A 23,243-nucleotide genomic window follows, 5' to 3' on the forward strand; every position below is an offset into this window, starting at 1 on the left:
CAAGTGAGAGTGGGAGCAGTTTAGAGGAACAAGCCGGGACCCGGGCGACTTCCTTCGGGGAATCTGACGCCCACTTTGCCGATCTTGTTCCCGTCCATGGCCGCGACGGTCCACAGGGTGTTGTTCCAATCCACCTGGTCGCCGACCACCGGCGCACCGCCGACTTTCTGGGCAATGAAGCGGCCCAGGGACATGTCTGGATCGATGCCGTCCAGCTTCAACCCGTACAGCGCGGCAACCGCGGCCAGCTGGGCGTCTCCTTCGAGTACGAAGTCGCCGAAAAAGCGCAAATCCAGGCCCCGTTGCGGCGCTTGGCTGAACAGTTTTCCAAGGGCCGGCAAATCGTGTTCATGGCCGATAACACACAGCAAATCATCGACTTCCAACACCGTACTACCCGACGGATGGAGCAGTTGCTGACCCCGAAACAGGGCGGCGATACGGGTGCCTTCAGGCATTTTCAGGTCCCGCAGGGGCGAGCCGATGCACCATTTCTCCGCGCCCAGGCGATAGATGAACAGCTCCCACTCGCTGGTGACGTGCACTTCCAGCGCGGCCCGGGAAATCGGTAGCGGCTCGGGCGGGACGGTCACATGCAGCAACTTGGCGACCCACGGCAGGCTCGTGCCCTGCACCAGCAGCGAGACCAACACGATAAAGAATGCCAGGTTGAAATAGAGCTGGGCGTGGGGCAGGCCGGCCATCAGCGGGAACACTGCCAAGATGATCGGCACCGCGCCGCGCAGGCCGACCCAGGAAATGAAGGCTTTTTCACGACCATGGAACGCCTTGAACGGCAGCAGGCCGACCATGACCGACAACGGGCGGGCAAACAGGATCATCCACAACGCCAGCCCCAGGGCCGGCAGGGCGATCGGCAACAGGTCGTGGGGCGTGACCAGCAGCCCCAGCACCAGGAACATGCCGATCTGCGCCAGCCAGGCCATGCCATCGAGCATGTGCAGGATGCCGTGGCGGCTGCGTACCGGGCGATTGCCCAGCACCAGGCCGCACAGGTACACCGCCAGGAAGCCGCTGCCATGCAGGGCGTTGGTCAGGGCGAATACCGCCAGGCCGCCGCTGATGACCAGGATCGGATAGAGTCCGTTGGCCAGGTTGATGCGATTGACCAATTGCAGCATCAGCCAACCACCGCCCAGGCCGATCACCGCGCCGATGCCGAACTCGCGTACCAGGTGCCCCAGCAGGTTCCAATGCAGGCCGGTTTCGCCACTGGCGAGCATGCCGATCAGGGTGACGGTGAGGAACACCGCCATGGGGTCGTTGCTGCCGGACTCGATCTCCAGTGTTGCGCTGACCCGTTCGTTCAGGCCCTTGCCGCCCAGCAGCGAGAACACTGCCGCGGCATCGGTCGAACCGACGATGGCGCCAATCAGCAGACCTTGCATCAAGTTCAGATTGAACAGCCACGCCGCCGCCAGGCCGGTCAGCCCGGTGGTGATCAGCACCCCGACCGTGGCCAGGGACAACGCCGGCCACAACGCTACGCGAAAGCTCGACACCCGCGTGCGCAAGCCGCCGTCCAGCAGGATCACCGCCAAGGCGAGGTTGCCGACCAGGTAGGCCGTGGCGTAGTTATCGAAAAGAATACCGGCGCCGTCGACACCGGCGACCATGCCCACGGCCAGGATGATCACCAGAATCGGGATGCCCAGGCGGGACGAAAGAGAACTGACCAGGATGCTCGCACCTACCAGCAACGCGCCGATCAAGAACAGGCTGTTGATGGTCGTTGCAGTCAAAGGCGTTACTCCGGGAAAACTGAGGGGCGGGCACAGACTGACCATGCAGTCTGCGTGCCAGCGATTCTAACCTGTTGAAATGTGATGCTGTCAAAAAAGGTTGGGGGACCGGGGTTCTGGGCGCAGCCCTTGTGGCGAGGGAGCTTGCTCCCGCTCGGCTGCGAAGCAGTCGTCGCTTTTGAAGTTTTGGGGCCGCTTCGCAGCCCAGCGGGAGCAAGCTCCCTCGCCACAACAGCATTGATCGCTCACGGATTGTGAGCGATCAAGGGTTTGCGGTTAAAGGCTGAACCGCCCAACCATGCTGTTCAAATCCACGGCCAGGCGCGACAGTTCGGCGCTGGCGGCACTGGTCTGGTTGGCGCCGGTGGCCGATTGCACCGACAGGTCGCGGATGTTCACCAGGTTGCGGTCCACTTCACGGGCCACCTGGGCCTGCTCCTCGGCGGCGCTGGCGATCACCAGGTTGCGTTCGTTGATCTCCACGATGGCGGTGTTGATCGTGTCCAGGGACATCCCGGCACCGCGGGCGATGTTCAAGGTCGATTCGGCGCGCTCGGTGCTGTTGCGCATCGAGTCCACGGCGTGTTCGGTGCCGCTCTGGATGCTGCCGATCATGCGTTCGATCTCGCTGGTCGACTGCTGGGTGCGGTGAGCCAGTGCGCGGACTTCGTCGGCTACCACCGCGAAGCCACGCCCGGCCTCACCGGCACGGGCCGCTTCGATGGCGGCGTTCAGGGCCAGCAGGTTGGTCTGGTCGGCCAGGCCACGGATCACGTCCAGCACTTTGCCGATGTCGCGGGACTCGTTGGCCAGGTTGCCGATCAGCGTGGCGGTGCTCTGCACGTCGGCACTCATGCGTTCAATGGCGCCGACGGTTTCCTGCACCAGGTCGCGGCCGTCGCCAGCGGACGTGGTGGCGTGTTTCGAGGCTTCGGAGGTGCTGACCGCATTGCGCGCGACTTCTTCCACGGCGCTGGTCATCTCGTTGACCGCTGTCGCGGCCTGTTCGATTTCGTTGTTCTGCTGGGTCAGGCCCCGGGCGCTTTCGTCGGTGACGCTGTTGAGCTCTTCGGCGGCGGAGGCCAGTTGCGTGGCCGAGCCGGAGATCCGCTGCAAGGTGTCGCGCAGTTTTTCCTGCATGGTCGACATCGCCCGCAGCAGGCGGCCGGCTTCGTCGCTGCCATCGACGGTAATCGGCCGGGTCAGGTTGCCCTTGGCTATTTCTTCGGCGGCCTCCAGCGCGTTGGCAATCGGCTGGGTGATGCTGTTGGTCAGCAGCCAGGCGAACAGCAGGGTCAGGCCGGTGGCGATGACCAGTAAGGTGACTACCCAGTTGAAAGCGCTTGAATATTGTTGCGCTGCGCCCTGATTGAGGGCCTCGGCTTGCTGGTTGTTGATCTCCACCAAGCGGCCGATTGCGGCATTGATGGCATCGGAGTTACTCAGCAGTTCAGTGTTGAGCAGCGTGCGCAGTTCATCGACCTGATTGTTGCGCGACAGGGTCTTCATGCGCTCTTCGAGCTGACGGTACTGCCCGAGCAGTTGCACATACTGATCGTAGGCGGCTCGTTCGTCCGGTGCGCTGATGAGCTTTTCGTAGGCGGTCTGGGCCGCGCGGATCTGTTGGCTGCGTTGTTCGAACAGATCGTAGGTTTTCTGCTGGATGTCCGGTTCGCGGTTGACCAGCAAGCGATAGGACAATACGCGCAGGCGCAGGGTGAGCTGGGTGAACTCATCCAGGGCCTTGATGCTGGGCACGCTGTTTTGGGCAATGCTTTCGCCGGACCCGCGGATTTTGCTCATCTGGCTCAGGGCGAATACCCCAAGGGCCAGCATCAGGGCGCCAATCAAGGCAAACCCCAGGAACGCCCGCGGCGCGATGTTCATATTACGTAGGGACATGGAAAGTACCGAAAGAAGATGCGTCCGTGCGGGCTGAGACTGCTGTTCCCTGACTTATCGGTCATACGCCTGAAGTCTTGAGGCGCTGTGGGCTTTTGTCGCAGGGCAACGCTTGTCACGCGACGAAGGGTAGGAACCGGATGCTTGAATCGTAGTCTCTACAGCTCGCGAGCCAAGCACCGCCACCTTTGTAAAGCGTGGCATCGGCGGTGACTTTTCTTTATCGTACGCGCCCCTTGGAAAAGCCTGGAAATCAATATGTTGGAAACATCCCTCAGCCAACTGGAGCAACTGGTCAACGACCTGGTGCAACAGAACCTGCGCCTGACCGGCCTGAACGAAACCCTGAGCGCGGAACTTGCCCGGGCCAAGGATGAAAACGAAAGCCTGCAACTGAGCCTGATGGAACAGGAAGAACTGCACGGCGCCACCGCCGCCCGCATCCAGGCCCTGATCGAGCGCGCCAGCGCCGGTCCTGTCAGCGCATGAAGCACGGCGTCGATGGGGTGACGGTCATCTCGATCCTGGGAGAAGACTATTCAATCAAAGCGCCGGCCGGGCAGGAGCAGGCCCTGTTGGACGCCGCTTCGATGCTCAAGGCCGCACTGGCCGACACGAAAAGGAAATACCCGACACTGATCGGTGATCGCCTGCTGGTATTGGCGGCCATGAATCTGTGTTCGCAACAGATTGAAATGCAGAAGAGCCATCAGGCAGAACTCGACCGTTACCAAGAGCAAGTCAGCGCCACGGTCGAGGTGATTGCCAAGACGATTCAGCAGGCCTGAACCGTTAGCGAATGCTGACGGTGGGGTTTGTGTGGGAGCGAGCTTGCTCGCGATGGCGGTGGATCAGGCAGATCAATTGCAACTGACATACCGCTATCGCGAGCAAGCTCGCTCCCACAATGGATTGGTGGTGAACGCAAATATTGTGTCCACTTGCCCCCCATGTGGGAGCGAGCTTGCTCGCGATTGGTTTTCAGCCCCGCTGCAAGACCCGGCTCAGAACCACTCATCCCGCATCCCCGAACACGTATCATCCCGCGCTTCGAGCAGCTCTAGCTCATGGTGACACCCCGGCACTTCCCAGGTCAGGAAGTAGCGCGCCGCTTGCAGCTTGCCGTTATAGAAGTCGCTGTCCGCGGCATTGCCCTTGGCCAGGCCTTCCTCGGCCCGAATCGCCTGTTCCAGCCAGCGCCAGCCAATCACCATGTGCCCGAACACCTTCAGGTACAGTGCGGAGTTGGCGAGGCTGCTGTTGACTTTGCCTTGGGCCAGGTCCGTCAGCAGGCCGAGGGTGACGGTTTGCAGGCGTGCCACCAACGCTTCCAGCGGCTGACGCAACGGCGTCAATGAGGGGTGAGCCTGGGACCGTTCAGTGGTGTCGGCCACCAGACGGATCAATTGCTTGAGCCCGGCACCACCGTTCTGCGCCAGCTTGCGCCCCAGCAGGTCCAGGGACTGGATGCCGTGGGTGCCTTCATGGATCGGGTTGAGGCGGTTGTCGCGGTAATACTGTTCCACCGGGTATTCGCGGGTGTAGCCGTGGCCGCCGAGAATCTGGATCGCCAGCTCGTTGGCTTTCAGGCAGAACTCCGAGGGCCAGGATTTGACGATGGGGGTCAGCAGGTCCAGCAGTTCATGGGCGCGCCGACGCTCGGCTTCGCTGTCCAGGGTGGTGGTGTCATCGAACAGCCGGGCCGCGTACAAGCCCAGGTCAAACGAACCCTCGACGTAGGCCTTCTGGGTCAACAGCATGCGGCGCACGTCGGCGTGCTGGATGATCGCCACGGGGGCGGTGGTCGGGTCCTTGCTGTCGGGCACTCGGCCCTGTGGGCGTTCGCGAGCGTACTCAAGGGAATACAGGTAGCCGGCGTAACCCAGCATCACCGCGCCCATGCCGACGCCGATCCGCGCCTCGTTCATCATCTGGAACATGTAGCTCAGGCCGTGGTGCGGTTTTCCTACGAGGTAACCGACACATTCGCCGTTGTCGCCGAAGTTCAGCGCGGTCGACGTGGTGCCGCGCCAGCCCATCTTGTGGAACAGCCCGGCCAGCAGCACGTCGTTACGCGGGCCGAGGCTGCCATCGTCGTTGACCAGGAACTTGGGCACGATAAACAGCGAAATGCCTTTCACACCCGGTGGGGCGTCCGGCAATTTCGCCAAGACCATGTGCACGATGTTTTCCGACAACGGGTGATCGCCGCCGGAGATGAAGATCTTGTTGCCCTTGAGTCGATAGGTACCGTCGGAAGCCGGTTCAGCGCGTGTACGAATATCCGACAGTGAAGAACCTGCATGGGGCTCGGTCAGGGCCATGGTGCCGAAGAAGCGGCCGTCGATCATCGGTTGCAGGAAGCGTTGCTTTTGCTCCTCGCTGCCGAAGCTTTCGATCAGGTTCGCCGCGCCCATGGTCAGGAACGGGTAAGAGGTCGATGCGGCATTGGCCGACTGGAAGTGTGCGAAGCAAGCCTGGGACAGCAACGTCGGGAGTTGCATGCCACCCGCCTCGAAGCTGCGCGCGGCGTTGAGAAAGCCCGCCTCGAGGAAGGCATCCACCGCCGGCTTGACCTCGGGAATCAGGATCGCCTGGCCGTTCTCGTAGCGCGGTTCGTTTTCATCATTCTTGCGGTTATGGGGCGCGAAAAATTTCTCGGCGATACTGCGGGCCGTGCCGAGGGCTGCGTCGAAGGTTTCGCGATTGTGTTCGGCAAACCGCTCGCGCTGGGTCAGGCCCTCGGCATCGAGGACTTCATACAGCTCGAAAGCCAGATTGCGGGAACTGAGCAACGTCTCGGACATGGCGGCCTACCTTTTTTGGAATGGGCCGAGTCTAGGCGTGGGAATGGAGGCTGAACAGGATGATTGATGGCAGTGATGCAGAGGTTAGGGTGACACTAATCCAATGTGGGAGCGGGCTTTGTGGGAGCAAGGCTTGCCCGCGATGAAAGCGCCGCGGTCTCTTGAGGACCGCAGCGCCTGGATCGCGAGCAAGCTTTGCTCCCACCAAGCTCGCACACAGGGATTTCTATGACCAGGCACCCCTTGCAGGCGCCTGGTTGCAGCGGTTTAGCCGATGGTCATCAGGCTGGCGTTACCACCCGCCGCGGCGGTGTTGACGCTCAAGGCGCGCTCGATCACCAGGCGCTCCAGTGCAATGTTGGTCTCGCCCTGGGACAAACCGTGGACCCCGACGATGGCGCCGGCACGCTTGGCCACCTGCTGGCAAACGCTGCGCAGTTGATCCGAGTCACCGTGGTGCAGGACTGCGTCGTACACCACTTCGTCCTTGGCCCAGTCGGAAACCCGCTGGATACGTGCCTGAATGTCCTTCGGCAAGCGTGCGAACAACGCTTTGCTGGTGTCGGTTTCCGGCCACACGGCCGAGCCGCCCACGGCCAGTACGGCCGCCAGTTGCGTCAGCAGGTCGCCTTCCACGTCGGCCAGGCACAGCACGTGCTCGCGCGGCAGGATGGCGTAACTGTTGCGTTCGCCGGTCGGACCGGTCAACAGACGGGTAATACCGCTTTGCGACTGGGCGGCGAACTGCACGCACAGGGCGCTCAACTCGGCGAGCTTCTGGCTGTCGGCCCAGGATTGCAGCGCGGCCAGCGGTTTACCCATGGCTTCGCGCAAACGCAGGTCCGGCGCCGCCAGGGCATCGCCACGGACGAAGGATTGCTGGATCGCATCGGTAGGGCGTGTCGACAGCAGGCGGTACAGGTACAGCGGACCACCGGCCTTGGGACCGGTGCCCGACAGGCCTTCGCCACCAAACGGTTGTACACCGACCACTGCACCGACGATGTTGCGGTTCACGTAGACGTTGCCGGCATGCACGTTGTCGATGACCTTGGCGATGGTCTCGTCGATGCGCGTGTGCACGCCCAGGGTCAGGCCGTAGCCGGAAGCGTTGATCTGGTTGATCAACTGATCCAGTTCCTTGCGCTTGTAGCGCACCACGTGCAGCACCGGGCCAAAGATCTCGCGCTGCAGTTCATCGAAGCTTTCCAGCTCGATCAAGGTCGGCATCACGAAGGTGCCGCGCTTGCACTCGTCACTGTCGGCGATCGCCATCTGGTAGACGGTGCGACCTTTGTCGCGCATGGCCTGGATGTGTTTTTCGATGCCGGCCTTGGCTTCGGCGTCGATCACCGGGCCGATGTCCACCGACAGGCGCTCAGGATTGCCGAGGCGCGATTCGGCCATGGCGCCCTTGAGCATTTCGATGACACGGTCCGCGGAATCTTCCTGCAGGCACAGGACCCGCAGGGCCGAGCAACGCTGGCCGGCACTGTCGAAGGCCGAGGACACTACGTCGATGACCACTGGTTCGGTCAGGGCCGAGGAGTCGACGATCATGGCGTTCTGGCCGCCGGTTTCGGCGATCAGCGGGATCGGACGACCCTGGTTGTCCAGGCGTCCGGCGATGTTGCGTTGCAGCAGGCGGGCGACTTCGGTGGAGCCGGTGAACATCACGCCTTTGACCCGCTCGTCACCCACCAGGCGGGCGCCGACGGTTTCGCCGCGACCCGGCAGCAGTTGCAGGACGCCTTCCGGAATGCCTGCCTCAAGCATCAAACGCACGGCCTGGGCAGCCACCAGTGGCGTCTGCTCGGCGGGCTTGGCCAGAACCGGGTTGCCGGCGGCCAATGCAGCGGCGACCTGGCCGCTGAAAATCGCCAGCGGGAAGTTCCACGGGCTGATGCAGACCACCGGGCCCAGAGGGCGGTGGGCGTCGTTGGTGAAATCGTTGCGCGCCTGCACCGCGTAGTAACGCAGGAAATCCACGGCTTCACGGACTTCGGCAATGGCGTTGGCGAAGGTCTTGCCGGCTTCGCGGGCCAGCAGGCCCATCAGCGGTTGGATCTCGCCTTCCATCAGGTCAGCGGCACGTTCCAGGATCGCGGCGCGCTCGGCTGGCGGCGTGGCCTGCCAGATCGGTGCGGCGTTGAGGGCGCACTGGATGGCGTTGTCGACGTCGGCGACCGTGGCTTCCTGCACATGGCCGACCACATCGCGGTGATCAGACGGGTTCAGCACCGCTGCCGGGGTTTCTTCGCTGGCAGCGCAACCGAGCATCGGCACGGCTTTCCAATCGTTATGGGCAGTGGCCAGCAGGGCGCAGGACAGCGACGCCAGACGATGCTCGTTGGCCAGGTCGATGCCGCTGGAGTTGGCGCGGTCGCTGCCGTACAGGTCACGCGGCAGTGGGATGCGCGGGTGCGGCAGGCCGAAACCGCCTTCCAGGGTTGCCATCTGCTCGATGCTGGCCACTGGATCGGCCACCAGCTCCTGGATGGAAATCGACTGGTCGGCGATGCGGTTGACGAACGAGGTGTTCGCGCCGTTTTCCAGCAAGCGGCGTACGAGGTAGGCCAGCAGGGTTTCGTGGGTGCCGACCGGGGCGTACACACGGCACGGACGGTTCAACTTGCCTTCGGAGACCTTGCCTACAACCTGTTCGTACAGCGGCTCACCCATGCCGTGCAGGCACTGGAATTCGTACTGGCCCGGGTAATAATTCTGACCGGCGATGTGGTAAATGGCCGACAAGGTATGGGCGTTGTGCGTGGCGAACTGCGGGTAGATGACTTCCGGCACCGACAACAGTTTGCGCGCGCAAGCGATGTAGGACACGTCGGTGTACACCTTGCGGGTATAGACCGGATAGCCTTCCAGGCCTTCGACTTGGGCGCGCTTGATCTCGCTGTCCCAGTACGCGCCTTTTACCAAGCGAATCATCAGGCGGTGGCGGCTGCGGCGAGCCAGGTCGATGACGTAGTCGATCACATACGGGCAGCGCTTCTGGTAGGCCTGGATCACGAAGCCGATGCCGTTCCAGCCGGTCAGTTGCGGCTCGAAGCACAGGCGCTCCAACAGGTCCAGGGACAGTTCGAGGCGGTCGGCTTCTTCGGCGTCGATGTTCAGGCCGATGTCGTATTGCTTGGCCAGCAAGGTCAGCGACAGCAGGCGCGGGTACAGCTCGTCCATGACGCGCTCGTACTGGGCGCGGCTGTAGCGCGGGTGCAGGGCCGAGAGTTTGATGGAAATGCCCGGGCCTTCATAAATCCCACGGCCGTGGGACGCTTTGCCGATCGAGTGAATGGCTTGTTCGTACGAGGCCAGGTACTTCTGGGCATCATGTTCGGTGAGTGCGGCTTCACCCAGCATGTCGTAGGAATAACGGAAACCCTTGGTTTCGAACTTGCTGGCGTTGGCCAGGGCCTCGGCGATGGTTTCGCCGGTGACGAACTGTTCGCCCATCAGGCGCATGGCCATGTCGACGCCCTTGCGGATCATCGGCTCGCCGCTCTTGCCGATGATGCGGCTCAGGGAGGAGGTCAGGCCTGCTTCGTTATGGGTGGCGACCAGCTTGCCGGTCAGCAACAGGCCCCAGGTGGCTGCGTTGACGAACAGCGATGGGCTGTTGCCCAGGTGCGGTTGCCAGTTGCCGGTGCTGATCTTGTCGCGGATCAGCGCATCGCGGGTACCTTTGTCCGGGATGCGCAGCAGCGCCTCCGCCAGGCACATCAATGCCACGCCTTCCTGGGACGACAGGGAAAATTCCTGCAGCAAGCCCTGAACGATACCGGCACGGCCGCCGGCACTTTTCTGGTTACGCAGTTTTTCCGCAATCGAAGCCGCCAACTTGTTGGTGGCTTCGGCCATTTCGGCCGGCAGGCGGGCCTGCTCGATCAGCATCGGCACCACTTCCGGCTCAGGGCGACGGTAAGCGGCGGTGATGGAGGCGCGCAGGACCGATTGCGGCAGGATGCTCTCGGCGAATTCGAGGAAGCATTGGTGAGCGTGGTCGACCTGTACATCGCCAGCATCATCGCTGTCAGTACGAGGGGAACCGTTCAGCTCGGTCAGGGTTGCACCACCCTCGAGTTTTTCCAGGTAATTGAAAATTGCCTGCTTGATCAGCCAGTGCGGCGTGCGATCAATCGAGGTTGCGGCCGCCTTGAGGCGTTCGCGGGTCGGGTCATCGAGTTTGACCCCAAGGGTGGTGGTAGCCATATTTTTATCCTCATGTTTACCACGTATGGCGTGGCATCAGCTGGCGGCAAGATTAGCTGTGCGATGATTGAGGTGCAACCGGGTGCAACCCTTTTTTTCGTGAAATGACCGGCAGCTCATCTGGAAGCCTGCTCGGCTCCGTCCTTCCTGCACCGGCATAGTGCTTTGGCTTCTAACGGTGCGCTTTGGACTGCACTAAAAGGGAGCAAAAAACGCCGAATATGCGACAAAACCGATCAGGTGCAACTTATTCGAACGAAACTGGTTGCACCTTATTTGATTTGTTGAATAGCATTCACGGCCAAGGTGCAACCGGTTCCAAGCCGAGGGGCATCGGCTGATGGCTTTCCTGGGGAAACATCAGTCATAAATTCGCGGGACTGCAAATCGTCGCTACAACGTCTGCGTTGTCGGCGCTTTCAACTGCCACCGCACCATAAAAACAAAGCCAGGGCGTAACTCATGAGTGTTAGTAATCCCACCTTGATCACTTTTGTGATCTACATCGCAGCCATGGTCCTGATCGGCCTGATGGCTTACCGCTCCACCAATAACCTTTCCGATTACATCCTGGGCGGTCGCAGCCTGGGCAGCGTGGTCACGGCATTGTCCGCCGGTGCTTCCGACATGAGCGGCTGGTTGTTGATGGGTTTGCCGGGTGCCATCTATATGTCTGGCCTGTCGGAAAGCTGGATCGCCATCGGTCTGGTCATCGGTGCCTATCTCAACTGGCTGTTCGTGGCCGGCCGCCTGCGGGTGCAGACCGAGCACAACGGTGACGCCCTGACGCTGCCGGATTACTTCTCCAGCCGTTTCGAAGACAAGAGCGGGCTGTTGCGGATCATCTCCGCGGTGGTGATCCTGGTGTTCTTCACCATCTACTGCGCTTCCGGCATCGTGGCCGGCGCCCGTCTGTTCGAAAGTACCTTCGGCATGTCCTACGAGACCGCGCTGTGGGCCGGTGCCGCAGCGACCATCGCCTACACCTTCATCGGCGGTTTCCTGGCCGTGAGCTGGACCGACACCGTACAAGCCACCCTGATGATCTTCGCGCTGATCCTGACGCCGATCATCGTGCTGCTGGCCACCGGTGGTGTGGACACCACGTTCCTGGCCATTGAAGCGAAAGATCCTACGTCCTTCGACATGCTGAAAAACACCACCTTCATCGGCATCATCTCGCTGATGGGCTGGGGCCTGGGCTATTTCGGCCAACCGCACATCCTGGCGCGCTTCATGGCGGCGGACTCGGTCAAGTCGATCGCCAAAGCCCGTCGCATCTCCATGGCCTGGATGATCCTCTGCCTGGGCGGTACCGTGGCTGTGGGCTTCTTCGGCATCGCTTACTTCTCGGCGCACCCTGACGTGGCCGGCCCCGTGACCGAGAACCCTGAGCGGGTGTTCATCGAGCTGGCGAAGATCCTGTTCAACCCATGGGTGGCTGGCGTGTTGCTGTCGGCCATCTTGGCGGCGGTCATGAGTACCCTGAGCTGCCAGTTGCTGGTGTGCTCCAGTGCCCTGACCGAAGACTTCTACAAGACCTTCCTGCGCAAGAGCGCTTCCCAACTGGAGCTGGTCTGGGTCGGCCGCGCCATGGTGCTGCTGGTGGCCTTGGTGGCCATCGCCCTGGCCGCTAACCCGGAAAACCGCGTACTGGGCCTGGTGAGCTACGCCTGGGCCGGTTTCGGTGCCGCCTTCGGCCCGGTTGTCCTGATCTCCGTGATCTGGAAGAACATGACCCGCAATGGCGCGCTCGCCGGCATTCTGGTGGGTGCAATCACCGTGATCGTCTGGAAGCACTTCGCGTTGCTGGGCCTGTACGAAATCATCCCGGGCTTCATCTTCGCCAGCCTGGCCATCTACTTCGTCAGCAAGATGGGCTCGCCTACCGCAGGTATGCTGCAGCGCTTCGACGCGGCGGAAAAAGATTTTCGTCTGAACCAGTAAGGCCTTCAGCGCGGCCTTGACGGCGCGCTTCAAGAACATAAAAAACGGCCCGTCTCCAATGGAAACGGGCCGTTTTTTATGCGCCGAATTTATCGACCGCGCCTGTTACCTGTGGGAGCGAGCCTGCTCGCGATGAGGTGTCACATTCAGCATCCAGGCAAGCTGATACGCCGCTATCACGAGCAGGCTCGCTCCCACACTGGATCTTCAAAGGACGCGCATCACTTCACCTCGGTGTCAGGCTGATTGAGAAAGATCAATACGCCCAAAATCGCCATGTAGAACCTGAACGCAGCGTCCTGGCCATTCCAGATTTCTGATTGCCACATCAGGAACCATTCGCCGCCGACCACCATGAAACCAAAGAACCAGACGAAGAAGCCCACCGTCAAACCGACGATGGTCCAGCGCTTGGCGCGGGCGAACACCTGGGCTTCGGCCTTGCGCACCTGCCACAGTTTCAGCGCGCCGTAGCCCAGCAGCCCTGCGGTCAGCGCTTCGCCGAGGATGATCAACCAATACGCGCCGTGCCACATCCAGGGTTGAGCGATGGCGCGATACCGAGCGGCATTGTCGGGAAAGGTGGTGTCCATGCTCAGTACGTGCTGGACGAAATTGAAGTTGGAGCGGTAGTCCGTGATGTTGTTGAACACGGTCAGGAGGGCGAATGCGGCGAGCGCCAGGGTCATTGCGATTTTTGCGTAGCGTGTCGTCATGTCATGCGTCCTTTGCTTTTTTGCGACCCGGGCACGTTATCACGCCCACCAACGCCGTGAGATCGAGCGCGTTGCAAGAAACGGCTGATTGATGTGTAGGACGGTGCGGATGGCCGCAATGTCTCGAATGTCTATCGGAAAATGCATCACGCTTTGCGGCTTTTAGCTTCTTGGTTGTAGGGCAAATCTGTTTTTCCTGACCTCCAATACACTTCCCTTATTGCTCATGCAGAATCGCCCGCCTCCATTCAGCAGAGGCACATCGGATGTTCCCGCCTGCCAACCTACCGCGTTTCACCCTGACGCTCGACAGCGGGCCGAATGATCTCAAGGTGCTTGAGTTCAAGGGCAAGGAAACCATCAGCCAGCCCTATCGCTTTGACGTGGAACTGGTCAGCGAGCGCTGCGACTTGGAACTGGAAGCACTCCTGCATCGCCAGGCATTTCTGCGGTATGGCCGGGAAGGTGGCATACACGGGCAGGTCTATAGCGTTGCCCAAGGCGATTCGGGCAAACGCCTGACCCGTTACCAGGTCTGCCTGGTGCCGCGCCTGGCTTATTTGCGCCACCGCATCAACCAGCGGATTTTCCAGCACTTGAGCGTGCCCGATATCGTCGGCCGGGTGTTGAAGGAGCACGGGATCCTGGCGGGGGACTGCCAGTTCACCCTCGGTGGGCACTATCCCGAGCGTGAATACTGTGTGCAGTACGGCGAAAGCGACCTGACGTTTATCGAGCGGATCTGCGCCGAAGTCGGTATCCACTACCACTTTCGGCATCGCCCTGACGGCCATCTGCTGGTGTTCGGCGACGACCAGACCGGGTTTCCTCGCCTGCCCGAATCGACGCTGTATCTGCCGGACAGCGGCATGGCTGCCGATGCGCCGGCCATCAAGCGCTTGGCGGTGCGACTCCAGACCCGCACCACGGCCGTGACGTTGCGCGACTACGACTTCCTCAAGCCCGGCTTGTTATTGCAAACCCATCTCGACAATCGGCAGCTCCCTGTGCTCGAGGACTATCGGTACCCGGGTGGGTTCTGCGACCGTGACGATGGTAAGCACCTGACCCGGCGTGCTCTTGAGCGTCACGGTGCCGATCATCGCGTAGCGCAGGGCGGCAGCGACGCAAGTGCTTTCGTCAGCGGACATTTCATGCGCATCGAGGCCCATCCCCGGGAGCCGTGGAACGATCTCTGGCTCCTGACCCATATCGATCACCATGGCCGTCAACCCCAAGTGCTGGAAGAAACAGCCTCCGCCAGCCCGGATGAATTCCAGGGCTACAGAAACACCTTTCTCGCCACGCCTTGGGACGTGTGCTTTCGGCCGCCCCTGCATCACGAAAAGCCTCGTGCCCACGGTTATCAGTCAGCGGTGGTGACCGGGCCGGTGGACAGCGAGATCCATTGCGATGAGTTTGGACGGGTCAAGGTGCAATTGGCCTGGGATCGCGACGGCACGCGCGACGAGCATTCCAGTTGCTGGCTGCGAGTGGCCGCAGGGTGGGCCCACGATCACTACGGTGCAGTGATGATTCCCCGGGTCGGCATGGAAGTGCTGGTGGGGTTCATTGATGGCGACGTGGACAAGCCCCTGGTGGTGGGTTGCCTGCCCAACGGCGCCAACCCGGTGCCGTTGGACCTGCCGGCGGACAAGACCCGCAGTATCTGGCGCAGCCAGAGCAGCCCTGGTGGGGAAGGCTATAACGAACTGCGCATCGAGGACCGCAAGGGGGCGGAGGAGATTTACCTGCGGGCCCAGCGAAACTGGACCCAGCATGTGCTGCACGACCAGCGGGTACAGGTCGATCACGAGCGCAGTATTGTCGTCACCGGCACGGCGCGGCACGAACTCAAGGCCGATGAGCAGCGCGTTACCCATGGTCGGCGCCAGGCTGAAGTCCGGCAGGACGATCATTTGCTGGTCAGCGGCGAGCGGCATGTTCGCGTGAGCAGCCAGATGTTGAACGCCAGCCAGCAGTTTCATGTCAGTGCCGGCCAGCAAGTGGTCCTGGAGGCTGGCGCCAGTGTGACCCTGCAGGCCGGTGGCCATTGGATCAACATTGGCGCCGACGGGATTTTCAGCAGTGCGCCGATCGAGGTCGGTGGGGCGCCGATGGCGGTGATGGGGGCGTCAGCGGGTTCGTCGGGCAGTGTCGGGAAATCGGTCCCAGTGGCGGCGCCTCGGCTTTCCCTGGCGCAGATCCTCAGCTTCCAAGGCTCGGCGCCGTTCTGCGAGGAGTGTGAGCGTTGCAGGAACGGCGTCTGCGTACCCTCGGCCTTTCACAAACCTGTCGACGTCCAGGAGCGCCCATGAACAGCGGTCAAACACCCCATACTTGGCTTGAGAACCATCCGTTGCAGGCGTCCGAGCAATTGTTCGCCATTTTCTGCAACGCCAGCAGCGCCGGGGCGTTGTCTGCCTGGCGGCGTTCGATGGCCGCGACACCCACGCCGATCTGGGGCGATACGCCGTACGCCGAGTGGGAATCGGTCATGCCCTATGTAGGGATTGTTCGGACAGACAGTGAGTTTCTTGATTGGATAGCGGCCACCGATTCGCTCGATTGGGGGTGGTTGGCGGTGTCGTGTGCCAGCCAGGAAACCCTTGCCGAGCATTTACGTGGGTTGACGCAGGTGCTGTTGCCGGGTGGCAAGGCGGTTTTCCTGCGTTTTTGGGATGGGCGCTTCATGGGGTCGATCCTGCAATCGACGGCGGTGGATGTCGGGGAACTCCTACCGGTCATCAGTCGTTGCCTGATCAACGGTCACTCCCTTGAGATCAAAGGAAGCGCCCAGCGGCCGGCTCGGATTTTTCCTTGGTGGGAAGTGCCCGTGGCGCTGCTGGACACTATGGCCGAGGCGCCGACGGACTGTCTGGTGGATAACGTGCTCACATGGTTGGGCGAAGAGCATCCGGATCTGTTCGAGCGGGTCGAACCCCGCATCCTGCGGCGCAAGATTGCTCACTTTCTTGAGCGATCAAAGCCGGCTGCCGCGCCGAAGGCGTCACTGCAGACGTACTTGATGCGGGAGTTGGGCTGATCGTGGCCTGTCCGCTGGGCTGCGAACCCCTGACGTTCGACGCGCTTCAAGGTAAACTCGTCGCCCTTCGCAGGAGCCGCCATGAATTATCGCCACGCCTTCCACGCCGGCAATCACGCCGACGTGTTCAAACACCTGACCTTGACTCGCCTCATCGCGTTGATGTCGCGCAAGGAACAGCCCTTCGCCTACCTCGATACCCATGCGGGCATCGGGCTGTACGACTTGCAGGGTGACCAGGCCAACCGTACCGGTGAGTACCTGGAAGGCATTGCGCGGTTGTGGGGCGAGGGCGACCTGCCGCCGTTGACTGCCGACTACATGAAAGTGCTGCACGAGATGAACCCGGACGGGCAACTGCGCTACTACCCGGGCTCGCCGGAACTGGCGCGGCGCCTGACTCGACCGCAGGACCGTGTGCTGCTCAACGAGAAACACCCGGAAGACGGCGTGTTGCTCAAGGACAACATGAAAGGCGACCGTCGCGTGGCGGTGCACTTGGGTGAGGGCTGGCATGTGCCGCGGGCGTTGCTGCCGGTGGCGGAAAAGCGTGCGCTGATGCTGATCGATCCACCCTTCGAGCAGCTTGACGAGATGCAGCGCTGCGCCGCCTCGCTCAAGGAGGCCATTGGCCGGATGCGTCAGACGGTGGCGGCCATCTGGTACCCGGTGAAGGACCAGCGGATGTTGCGCCGCTTCTACCAGGACCTGTCCGGCACCGGCGCGCCGAAGCTGTTGCGGGTGGAGCTGCTGGTGCACCCACTGGCGACGCCCAACAGCCTGAACGGCTCCGGCCTGGCGATTGCCAATCCGCCGTGGGGGCTGGAAGAAGAGTTGCGCGAGCTGCTGCCGTGGCTGTCGAAAAAGCTGGGGCAGACCCAGGGCGGGTGGCAGATGGATTGGTTGATCGCTGAAAGTTGATCGTTGAGCCGATGCAGTCAGGTCGTCAGGAAGGACGCCTTCGCGAGCAAGCTGCTCCCACACCGGTCTGAGGTGTACCAATATTTGGGTCCGCCCTGGACACTGGAAGCGGGTGTTCACAGAACTGTAACTGCCACAAATCCTTGTGGGAGCCGAGCTTGCTCGCGATGACGGTGGTTCAGCTGCATCGATGTTGAATGTGCCACCGCCATCGCGAGCAAGCTCAGCTCCCACACTGGTTCTGAGGATGTACCCAATATTTGGGTCCGCCCTGGACACTGGGAGCGGGTGTTCACAGAACTGTAACTGCCACAAATCCTTGTGGGAGCCGAGCTTGCTCGCGATGACGGTGGTTCAGCTGCATCGATGTTGAATGTGCCGCCGCATCGCGGGCAAGCCTTGCTCCCACAGGCTCAGCTCCCACACTGGATCTGGAGCCAGAAAGTCAGATCGGGCACGTCACGCCGGTCCCGCCGATCCCGCAATAGCCTTCCGGGTTCTTCGCCAGGTACTGCTGGTGATAGGCCTCGGCGAAGTAGAAGGTCGGCGCCTCTTCGATTTCGGTCGTGATGGTGCCTTTGCCGGCCTTGGTCAACTCGGCCTGGAAGACTTGCTCGCTGTGTCTGGCCGCCGCCAGTTGGGTCGGGTTGGTGGCGTAGATCACCGAACGGTACTGGGTGCCGATGTCGTTCCCCTGGCGCATGCCCTGGGTCGGGTTGTGCAGTTCCCAGAACATCTTCAACAGCTGTTCGTAGCTGACTTTCGCTGGCTCGTAGACCACCAGCACCACTTCGCTGTGGCCGGTAAGGCCCGAGCAGACTTCTTCATACGTTGGGTTTGGCGTGAACCCCCCGGCGTAACCCACCGCTGTACTGACCACGCCTTCGCGCTGCCAGAACTTGCGCTCCGCGCCCCAGAAGCAGCCGAGGCCGAAGATCGCGAAGTCCACGTCCATGGCAAACGGGCCCAGCAGGGGCGCGTCGTGGACGAAGTGTTTGTCCGGCACGGTCATGGGGGTTTCACGGCCAGGCAGGGCTTGTTCTTGAGTAGGTAGCACGTTTTTATTCACCAGGATTTCCGAGCGCAAGACCATGATCAGTCCTCTCAGTCAGATTGAATTGAGCGACATAGACCGTCAGTGTGCCTCAGAAAAGCCGCCGCAAGCTATACGCTGCTGTCAGACCAGAGGCCCGCGCGGGTAGCGCTTGAGCTTGTCGATCAGCTCCGCGCCGGGGATTGGCCGGTCGAACAGGTAGCCCTGGCCGACGTCGCAACGGTGACGCCGCAGGAACGTCAGTTGCTGGGCGGTTTCGATGCCTTCGGCCACGACCTTGAGTTTCAGGTTGTGAGCCATGGCGATCACCGCCGAGGTGATTTCCATGTCGTCCTGGTTGTCCGGGATCTCATGGATGAAGCTGCGATCGATCTTGATGATGTCGATCGGGAATTTCTTCAGGTAGCTCAGGGATGAATACCCGGTGCCGAAGTCGTCCATGGCCAGGGTCAGCCCCAGGCGCTTGAGCTGGTCGAGCTGCAAGTGGGTGTCTTCGGTGGCTTCCAGCAGCAGGCCTTCGGTCAGCTCCAGTTCCAGCAGCCGGGCCGGCAGTTGTTCCTCCTTGAGGATGCTGGCGATGGAGGCGACCAGGTCCGGGTCGGAGAACTGCTTGGGCGACAGGTTGATCGCCACTTGCAGGTTGCCCAGGCCGGCGGCGGTCAATTGCTTGCTCATGCGGCAAGCCTGGCGGGCGATCCATTTGCCGATGGGGATGATCAGGCCGGTTTCTTCGGCCACGCTGATGAACTGGTCCGGGCGGATCATGCCCTTTTCCGGATGGTTCCAGCGCAGCAACGCCTCCATGCCCAGCAGGCGGCCGCTGCGCAGGCACAACTTGGGCTGGTAGAACACGTCCAGTTCGTTCTGGGTCAGGGCGCGGCGCAGGTTGTTTTCGACAAACAGTTTGTAGCTGGCCTCGGCGTTCAGCGCCTCGGTGAACACCTGGACCTGATGCTTGCCGTTGGCCTTGGCCTTGTGCAGGGCGAGGCCGGCGTTGCGCATCAGGGTCTGCGGATCACGGCCGTGCAGCGGCGCGCAGGCCAGGCCCACGGAACCGGTCACGCTGATCAGCTGGTTGTCGACGAACATCGGTTTGTCGAGGGTCATCAGCAATTGGCTGGCGATTTGCTGCCCGGCTTCCAGGCTCGTGTCGTCCAACAGCACGGCGAACTCGTTACTGGCGAATCGCGCCAGGCTGCCGCTGGGGCTCAGGCTGTTGCGCAGGCGCCGGGCCAGGCTGATCAGCAGCTTGTCACCGGTCTGGTGGCCGAGGCTGTCGTTGATACGCTTGAAGTTGTCGATGTCCACCAGTAGCAGGCTGATGGGCGAATCACTGTCCCGGGCGAAGCGTTCATCGAGGTTGCGAATGAACGCCGGGCGGTTGCCCAGGTTAGTCAGATTGTCGGTGTAGGCCAGGCGCTCGATGCGCTGCTGGGCCAGCTTGGTCTGGGTGATGTCTTCGTAGATGCCGATGTAGTGGGTCAGCTCGCGGTTGTCGCCATACACCTTGGAAATCGACAGCTGACCCCAGTAGGGTTCCAGGTTCTTGCGCCGGCTCTTGAACTCGCCCTGCCAGCTATTGCTTTGAGCCAGCGCCGAGGGCGCGTCGAACAGCAGCTCGCTGAGGTTTTCCAGGGCCGGCAGTTCCGAGAGGCGTTGGCCGTGGACTTCCTCGGTGGTGTATTGGGTGATCGCGGTGAAGCTCGGGTTGACGTACTCCACCACACCGTCGCAATTGACCAGCAGGAACGCGTTGGCGCTCTGCTCCACGGCGCGCTGGAACAGGTGCAGGGCGCTGGTGGCGGTGCGGCGGTTGTGGTTGTTGATGACCTGGGCGAACTGGTCCGCCAGCTCGCCGGCAAAGGCGATCTCATCCGATTGCCAGGCGCGGGTGACGCCCACTTGTTCCAGGCACAGCACGCCTACTACCTGGCCGTCGATACGCACGCTGGCGTCGAGAATGGCGTTGACGTCGCGGGCGCGCAGGCTCTCGGCCAGTTCCCGGGTACGCGGGTCGCGCATCGCATTGTGGGCGTCGATGGCGCGGCAGGTCTGCAGCGCCTCCATGTAGTCGGGAAACTCGTTGACGTCGATGACCGTCGGCAGGAAGTACTCCTGGGACGCGCGGTTGTAAGCGGAAATCGGCACCAGTTGGCCATCGTCCAGATTCCAGATACTGGCGCAGTCGATCTGGTAGATGTCACAGGCGCTGCGGGTGATGAGTTCGGCCGCTTCGAGCAGGGAGTTGTTGGCGCTGTAGCGTTGACGGGTCAGCAGCAGGATCAGGTCCTGTTGGGCACGTACCCGGTCCAGGTGCTGGAGCTGCTCTTGCTGGGCGCGCTGGTTCAGTTCCAGGGCGATCTGCAGGCGCGAGTTCTGGGTTTCCAGGTCCAGGGCCGGCATGGAGGGTTCGCTTTGCAGCAAATTGTCCACCACCAGCAGGTAGCCGCGCAGCAGGTGACGATTGTGCTGCTTGTAGGCTTCGCCCGTTTCCAGCACATTCATCGGGCCCTTGGCGGTGTGGAGCGTGTAGCGAATCTGGTAATGCGCGGCCTGGGCCAATTGTTGCTGGATGGCGTCGTGCAATTGATAGCGCGCTTCGGGTTCCATCAGGCTGGCGTAGGGCGAACTGACCAGCGAGCACAGCTCTACCGCCGGCAGGCCGAAGTGTCGCTCGCAGTTGGGGTCGAGAAACAACAGCGCCCAGCTAGCTTCATTCAGCCGTTCGAAACGCAGCATACCGAGCCGCGCGGGCACCGGTAACTGCGTCACTACCTCGGCCGCCATACGGCTGGCGGCATCGGGTTGGCTTTTCATGGGGAAACTCGCTTCGAAAATGCTGATCGCGCCGGGCTGACGCCCTCGTTATTACGGATTGGCGCAAGGTTGCATCATTGCGGCACTGGCTGACAAGAGAGATGAAGGCCAAGTGCTATAAACCTTTTATCGGCCGACAACGGGATTTCTCCAGTCGCCGGCCGATCAGAGGGCATGGAAGTTCATCGCAGCGGGATATCGACCGTCTGCAAGGGCCTGCCGTCACGGTCGTGGAAGGTCACTTGAAGGCTCTGCGCCGTGACCTGCAGGCGGGCGAAGTTGTCCCGGCTCACCACTTCGCTGGTCAGTTCATAGCGGTACTCACCGCTGTCCGTGCGGGCCATGGACCTGTGGAAAATAAAATCCGCGGCTTTTGCAAAAGGCAGCAGTTTGCTGTTGTAGAACGGCGATGAAACGACGGTGTTGACCTCGAAATCAGGATCCTGGCTGTGACGCAGGCGGCTGGTCATGGAACCGTGGACGTCACCCGAGATGAACACCACGTTTTTGATCCGATGGCGGCGGATGGTCTCCAACAGGCGCAGACGTTGTTCCGGGAAGGCCTGCCAGGCATCGCCGTCGTTGCGCTGGCTGTCAGGGAAAAACATCACGCTGGTGACGACGAGCTTGACCCGTGCGGGGCTGCTGACGAGCCACTCGAGCAGGGACCGTTCCTGTTCCGCGTCGAGGATGCGCCGATCGTCCGCCGACAGGTTGCGTTGCGTCCGGCTGTCGGTGACGAACCAGTGGATATCGCCATGGGCAAAGGTGTACCAGTAGCGGGCCAACGACTTGTTCAATGTTCCGTCGCTCGACAGTTCATGGGCGGGCCCATGGCTGGCCTGGTAAAGCCCATAAGCGCTCATGGCATTGGCATACAGGACATCATCGTGGTCGGTTTTCCTGGCGGGCCAGTTGTCTTCGATTTCGTGGTCGTCGAGGATCATGTAGGTCGGCGTGCCAGACATCAGTTTTCTGATGTGCGGCTGGGTAAATACCGATCGGTATCTGAAAAGGATGTGTTTATAGGTTCGGTCCGGGCCGATGATATTCAAGTCATCGAGATAAACCTGGTCTCCGGTCATCAACACCGCGCTGATCGGCGGGTCGGCCTGTTCGACGACGCGATTGATGCCGGCAAAGGTGCGATCCCCAAGGCTGGGGAGTAACGGGGTGCTGGCGGCGATCCGCAAGTAGCGACATGAACCCACGATATAAGCCCGTGGTGCATCGGTTTTATCGGCCGGCGTGCGCAAACAGTAGGTGTTGCGGGGCCATTGCAGCGGCAGTTCCTGGATGGTTTCCACGGTATGGGTCGGGCTCAAGGGGCTGAGCCAGCCGGCCTGGTATTCGTAGGCGGTGTCGGGTTGAAGGCCTTTCAATACGATGACATCGGACATGTCGCGGTAGGCCTTCAATTGGACGAAGTGCCCTTTTGACCAGCGGGTGTCCCCTCGGCGCCGGTGGCGAATGCCGGCAAATACCTGGTTGTTGCCGTGATCGCCGCGCAGGAATATCCGGGCGTGATCCGTGGTCGTGTGCCCGACAATGGGGCCGACGGTAGGTTTGAACATGTTCGAATCCATTCGAAGTTTTAGTCGGTGGGTGCAGGCATCAAGTGGCCCGACGGTTTGATGCTAAAGCCCGGCGCGCCATAAATATCGATAGGGTAGGGGGCGCAGGCTGTGGGTAATGACTAACAGGGGACGTAGTCATTTGAAGCTTGCGGGGTAGGAAAATGCCGGGTTGCCTGACATGCCGCTTTCGCGAGTGGGCTCGCTTCCACAGGTGATGCTGTTCACTAAGTCGTTATTGACGACTCTGATTATGTGTTCCGAAAGGCGTGGGTTGGTGTGTATATCCGTTTTTTGCGTAACGGCGGCTTAGGGTTCCGCTCTTACAGCGGGTCACTTTTGAAGAGCGCAAAAGTAACCAAAACGCTTTGCCCCACCACTCGGTGCCTCGCTTAGGCTCGGCATGCCCTCACTCCGGCATTGCTCCGTGGGCCGCCGCGAAGGGCCATCCATGGCCCAGCGCGGCTATCCCGGC

General features: G+C 61.6%; 14 protein-coding genes and 1 pseudogene. 6 read left to right on the forward strand and 9 right to left on the reverse strand.

Annotated elements, in window-relative coordinates:
- Positions 1-20 precede the first annotated feature (20 nt).
- From PSH84_RS07070 to PSH84_RS28935, 3 genes and pseudogenes are all read right to left on the reverse strand, one after another.
- Positions 21-1,763 carry a potassium/proton antiporter gene (locus PSH84_RS07070; protein WP_122565354.1) on the reverse strand — a complete coding sequence of 581 codons (1,743 nt, stop codon included), beginning with the start codon at positions 1,761-1,763 and terminating at the stop codon, positions 21-23.
- Between the two features lie 276 nt (positions 1,764-2,039).
- A complete protein-coding gene (locus PSH84_RS28930) occupies positions 2,040-2,912 on the reverse strand; it encodes a methyl-accepting chemotaxis protein (RefSeq protein WP_436278761.1) in 873 nt (290 codons plus the stop codon).
- Positions 2,913-2,942: 30 nt separating this feature from the next.
- Positions 2,943-3,665 (reverse strand): annotated as a pseudogene (locus PSH84_RS28935) (MCP four helix bundle domain-containing protein); the annotation flags it as partial.
- Positions 3,666-3,923: 258 nt separating this feature from the next.
- Here PSH84_RS28935 and PSH84_RS07080 point away from each other — a divergent pair.
- Positions 3,924-4,154 carry a hypothetical protein gene (locus PSH84_RS07080; protein WP_122565356.1) on the forward strand — a complete coding sequence of 77 codons (231 nt, stop codon included), beginning with the start codon at positions 3,924-3,926 and terminating at the stop codon, positions 4,152-4,154.
- Complete coding sequence (locus tag PSH84_RS07085; RefSeq protein ID WP_092475855.1) at positions 4,151-4,453, forward strand: cell division protein ZapA; 303 nt, start codon at positions 4,151-4,153, stop codon at positions 4,451-4,453. Before PSH84_RS07080 ends, PSH84_RS07085 begins: the two co-directional genes overlap by 4 nt.
- Positions 4,454-4,669: 216 nt before the next feature.
- On the opposite strand, the gene PSH84_RS07090 is transcribed toward PSH84_RS07085, so the two are convergent.
- Positions 4,670-6,472, reverse strand: a complete 1,803-nt coding sequence (locus PSH84_RS07090; protein WP_122565357.1) for an acyl-CoA dehydrogenase — start codon at positions 6,470-6,472, stop codon at positions 4,670-4,672.
- Between the two features lie 267 nt (positions 6,473-6,739).
- Complete coding sequence (gene putA / locus PSH84_RS07095; RefSeq protein ID WP_305482458.1) at positions 6,740-10,693, reverse strand: trifunctional transcriptional regulator/proline dehydrogenase/L-glutamate gamma-semialdehyde dehydrogenase; 3,954 nt, start codon at positions 10,691-10,693, stop codon at positions 6,740-6,742.
- A gap of 462 nt (positions 10,694-11,155) precedes the next feature.
- Here putA and putP point away from each other — a divergent pair, with 462 nt between their 5' ends.
- Positions 11,156-12,640 carry a sodium/proline symporter PutP gene (gene putP / locus PSH84_RS07100; RefSeq protein WP_122565359.1) on the forward strand — a complete coding sequence of 495 codons (1,485 nt, stop codon included), beginning with the start codon at positions 11,156-11,158 and terminating at the stop codon, positions 12,638-12,640.
- 221 nt (positions 12,641-12,861) lie between these two features.
- Here putP and PSH84_RS07105 read toward each other — a convergent pair whose 3' ends face one another.
- Positions 12,862-13,356 (reverse strand): DUF2165 family protein, encoded by a 495-nt coding sequence (locus tag PSH84_RS07105; RefSeq protein ID WP_305469408.1) that lies wholly within the window; start codon positions 13,354-13,356, stop codon positions 12,862-12,864.
- Positions 13,357-13,622: 266 nt separating this feature from the next.
- On the opposite strand from PSH84_RS07105, the gene PSH84_RS07110 reads away from it, so the two are divergent.
- The 3 genes from PSH84_RS07110 to PSH84_RS07120 all read left to right on the forward strand — a co-directional run bounded on the left by PSH84_RS07110 (position 13,623) and on the right by PSH84_RS07120 (position 17,323).
- Positions 13,623-15,674: a type VI secretion system Vgr family protein gene (locus PSH84_RS07110; RefSeq protein ID WP_305469410.1), complete on the forward strand. Its 2,052-nt coding sequence runs from the start codon at positions 13,623-13,625 to the stop codon at positions 15,672-15,674.
- On the forward strand, positions 15,671-16,402 hold the full coding sequence (locus tag PSH84_RS07115; protein ID WP_305469411.1) for a DUF4123 domain-containing protein: 732 nt from the start codon (positions 15,671-15,673) through the stop codon (positions 16,400-16,402). Before PSH84_RS07110 ends, PSH84_RS07115 begins: the two co-directional genes overlap by 4 nt.
- Positions 16,403-16,483: 81 nt before the next feature.
- Positions 16,484-17,323 (forward strand): 23S rRNA (adenine(2030)-N(6))-methyltransferase RlmJ, encoded by an 840-nt coding sequence (locus PSH84_RS07120; protein WP_305469413.1) that lies wholly within the window; start codon positions 16,484-16,486, stop codon positions 17,321-17,323.
- Between the two features lie 445 nt (positions 17,324-17,768).
- On the opposite strand, the gene msrA is transcribed toward PSH84_RS07120, so the two are convergent.
- The 3 genes from msrA to PSH84_RS07135 all read right to left on the reverse strand — a co-directional run bounded on the left by msrA (position 17,769) and on the right by PSH84_RS07135 (position 22,768).
- Positions 17,769-18,416, reverse strand: coding sequence for a peptide-methionine (S)-S-oxide reductase MsrA (gene msrA, locus PSH84_RS07125; protein WP_122565363.1), 648 nt, complete (start codon positions 18,414-18,416; stop codon positions 17,769-17,771).
- 84 nt (positions 18,417-18,500) lie between these two features.
- Positions 18,501-21,194, reverse strand: a complete 2,694-nt coding sequence (locus PSH84_RS07130) for a putative bifunctional diguanylate cyclase/phosphodiesterase (protein WP_122565364.1) — start codon at positions 21,192-21,194, stop codon at positions 18,501-18,503.
- A 182-nt stretch (positions 21,195-21,376) separates the two neighbouring features.
- Positions 21,377-22,768: an alkaline phosphatase D family protein gene (locus PSH84_RS07135; RefSeq protein ID WP_305469415.1), complete on the reverse strand. Its 1,392-nt coding sequence runs from the start codon at positions 22,766-22,768 to the stop codon at positions 21,377-21,379.
- Between the last annotated feature and the right edge of the window lie 475 nt (positions 22,769-23,243).

Source organism: Pseudomonas beijingensis, assembly GCF_030687295.1.
Taxonomy (GTDB): domain Bacteria; phylum Pseudomonadota; class Gammaproteobacteria; order Pseudomonadales; family Pseudomonadaceae; genus Aquipseudomonas; species Aquipseudomonas beijingensis.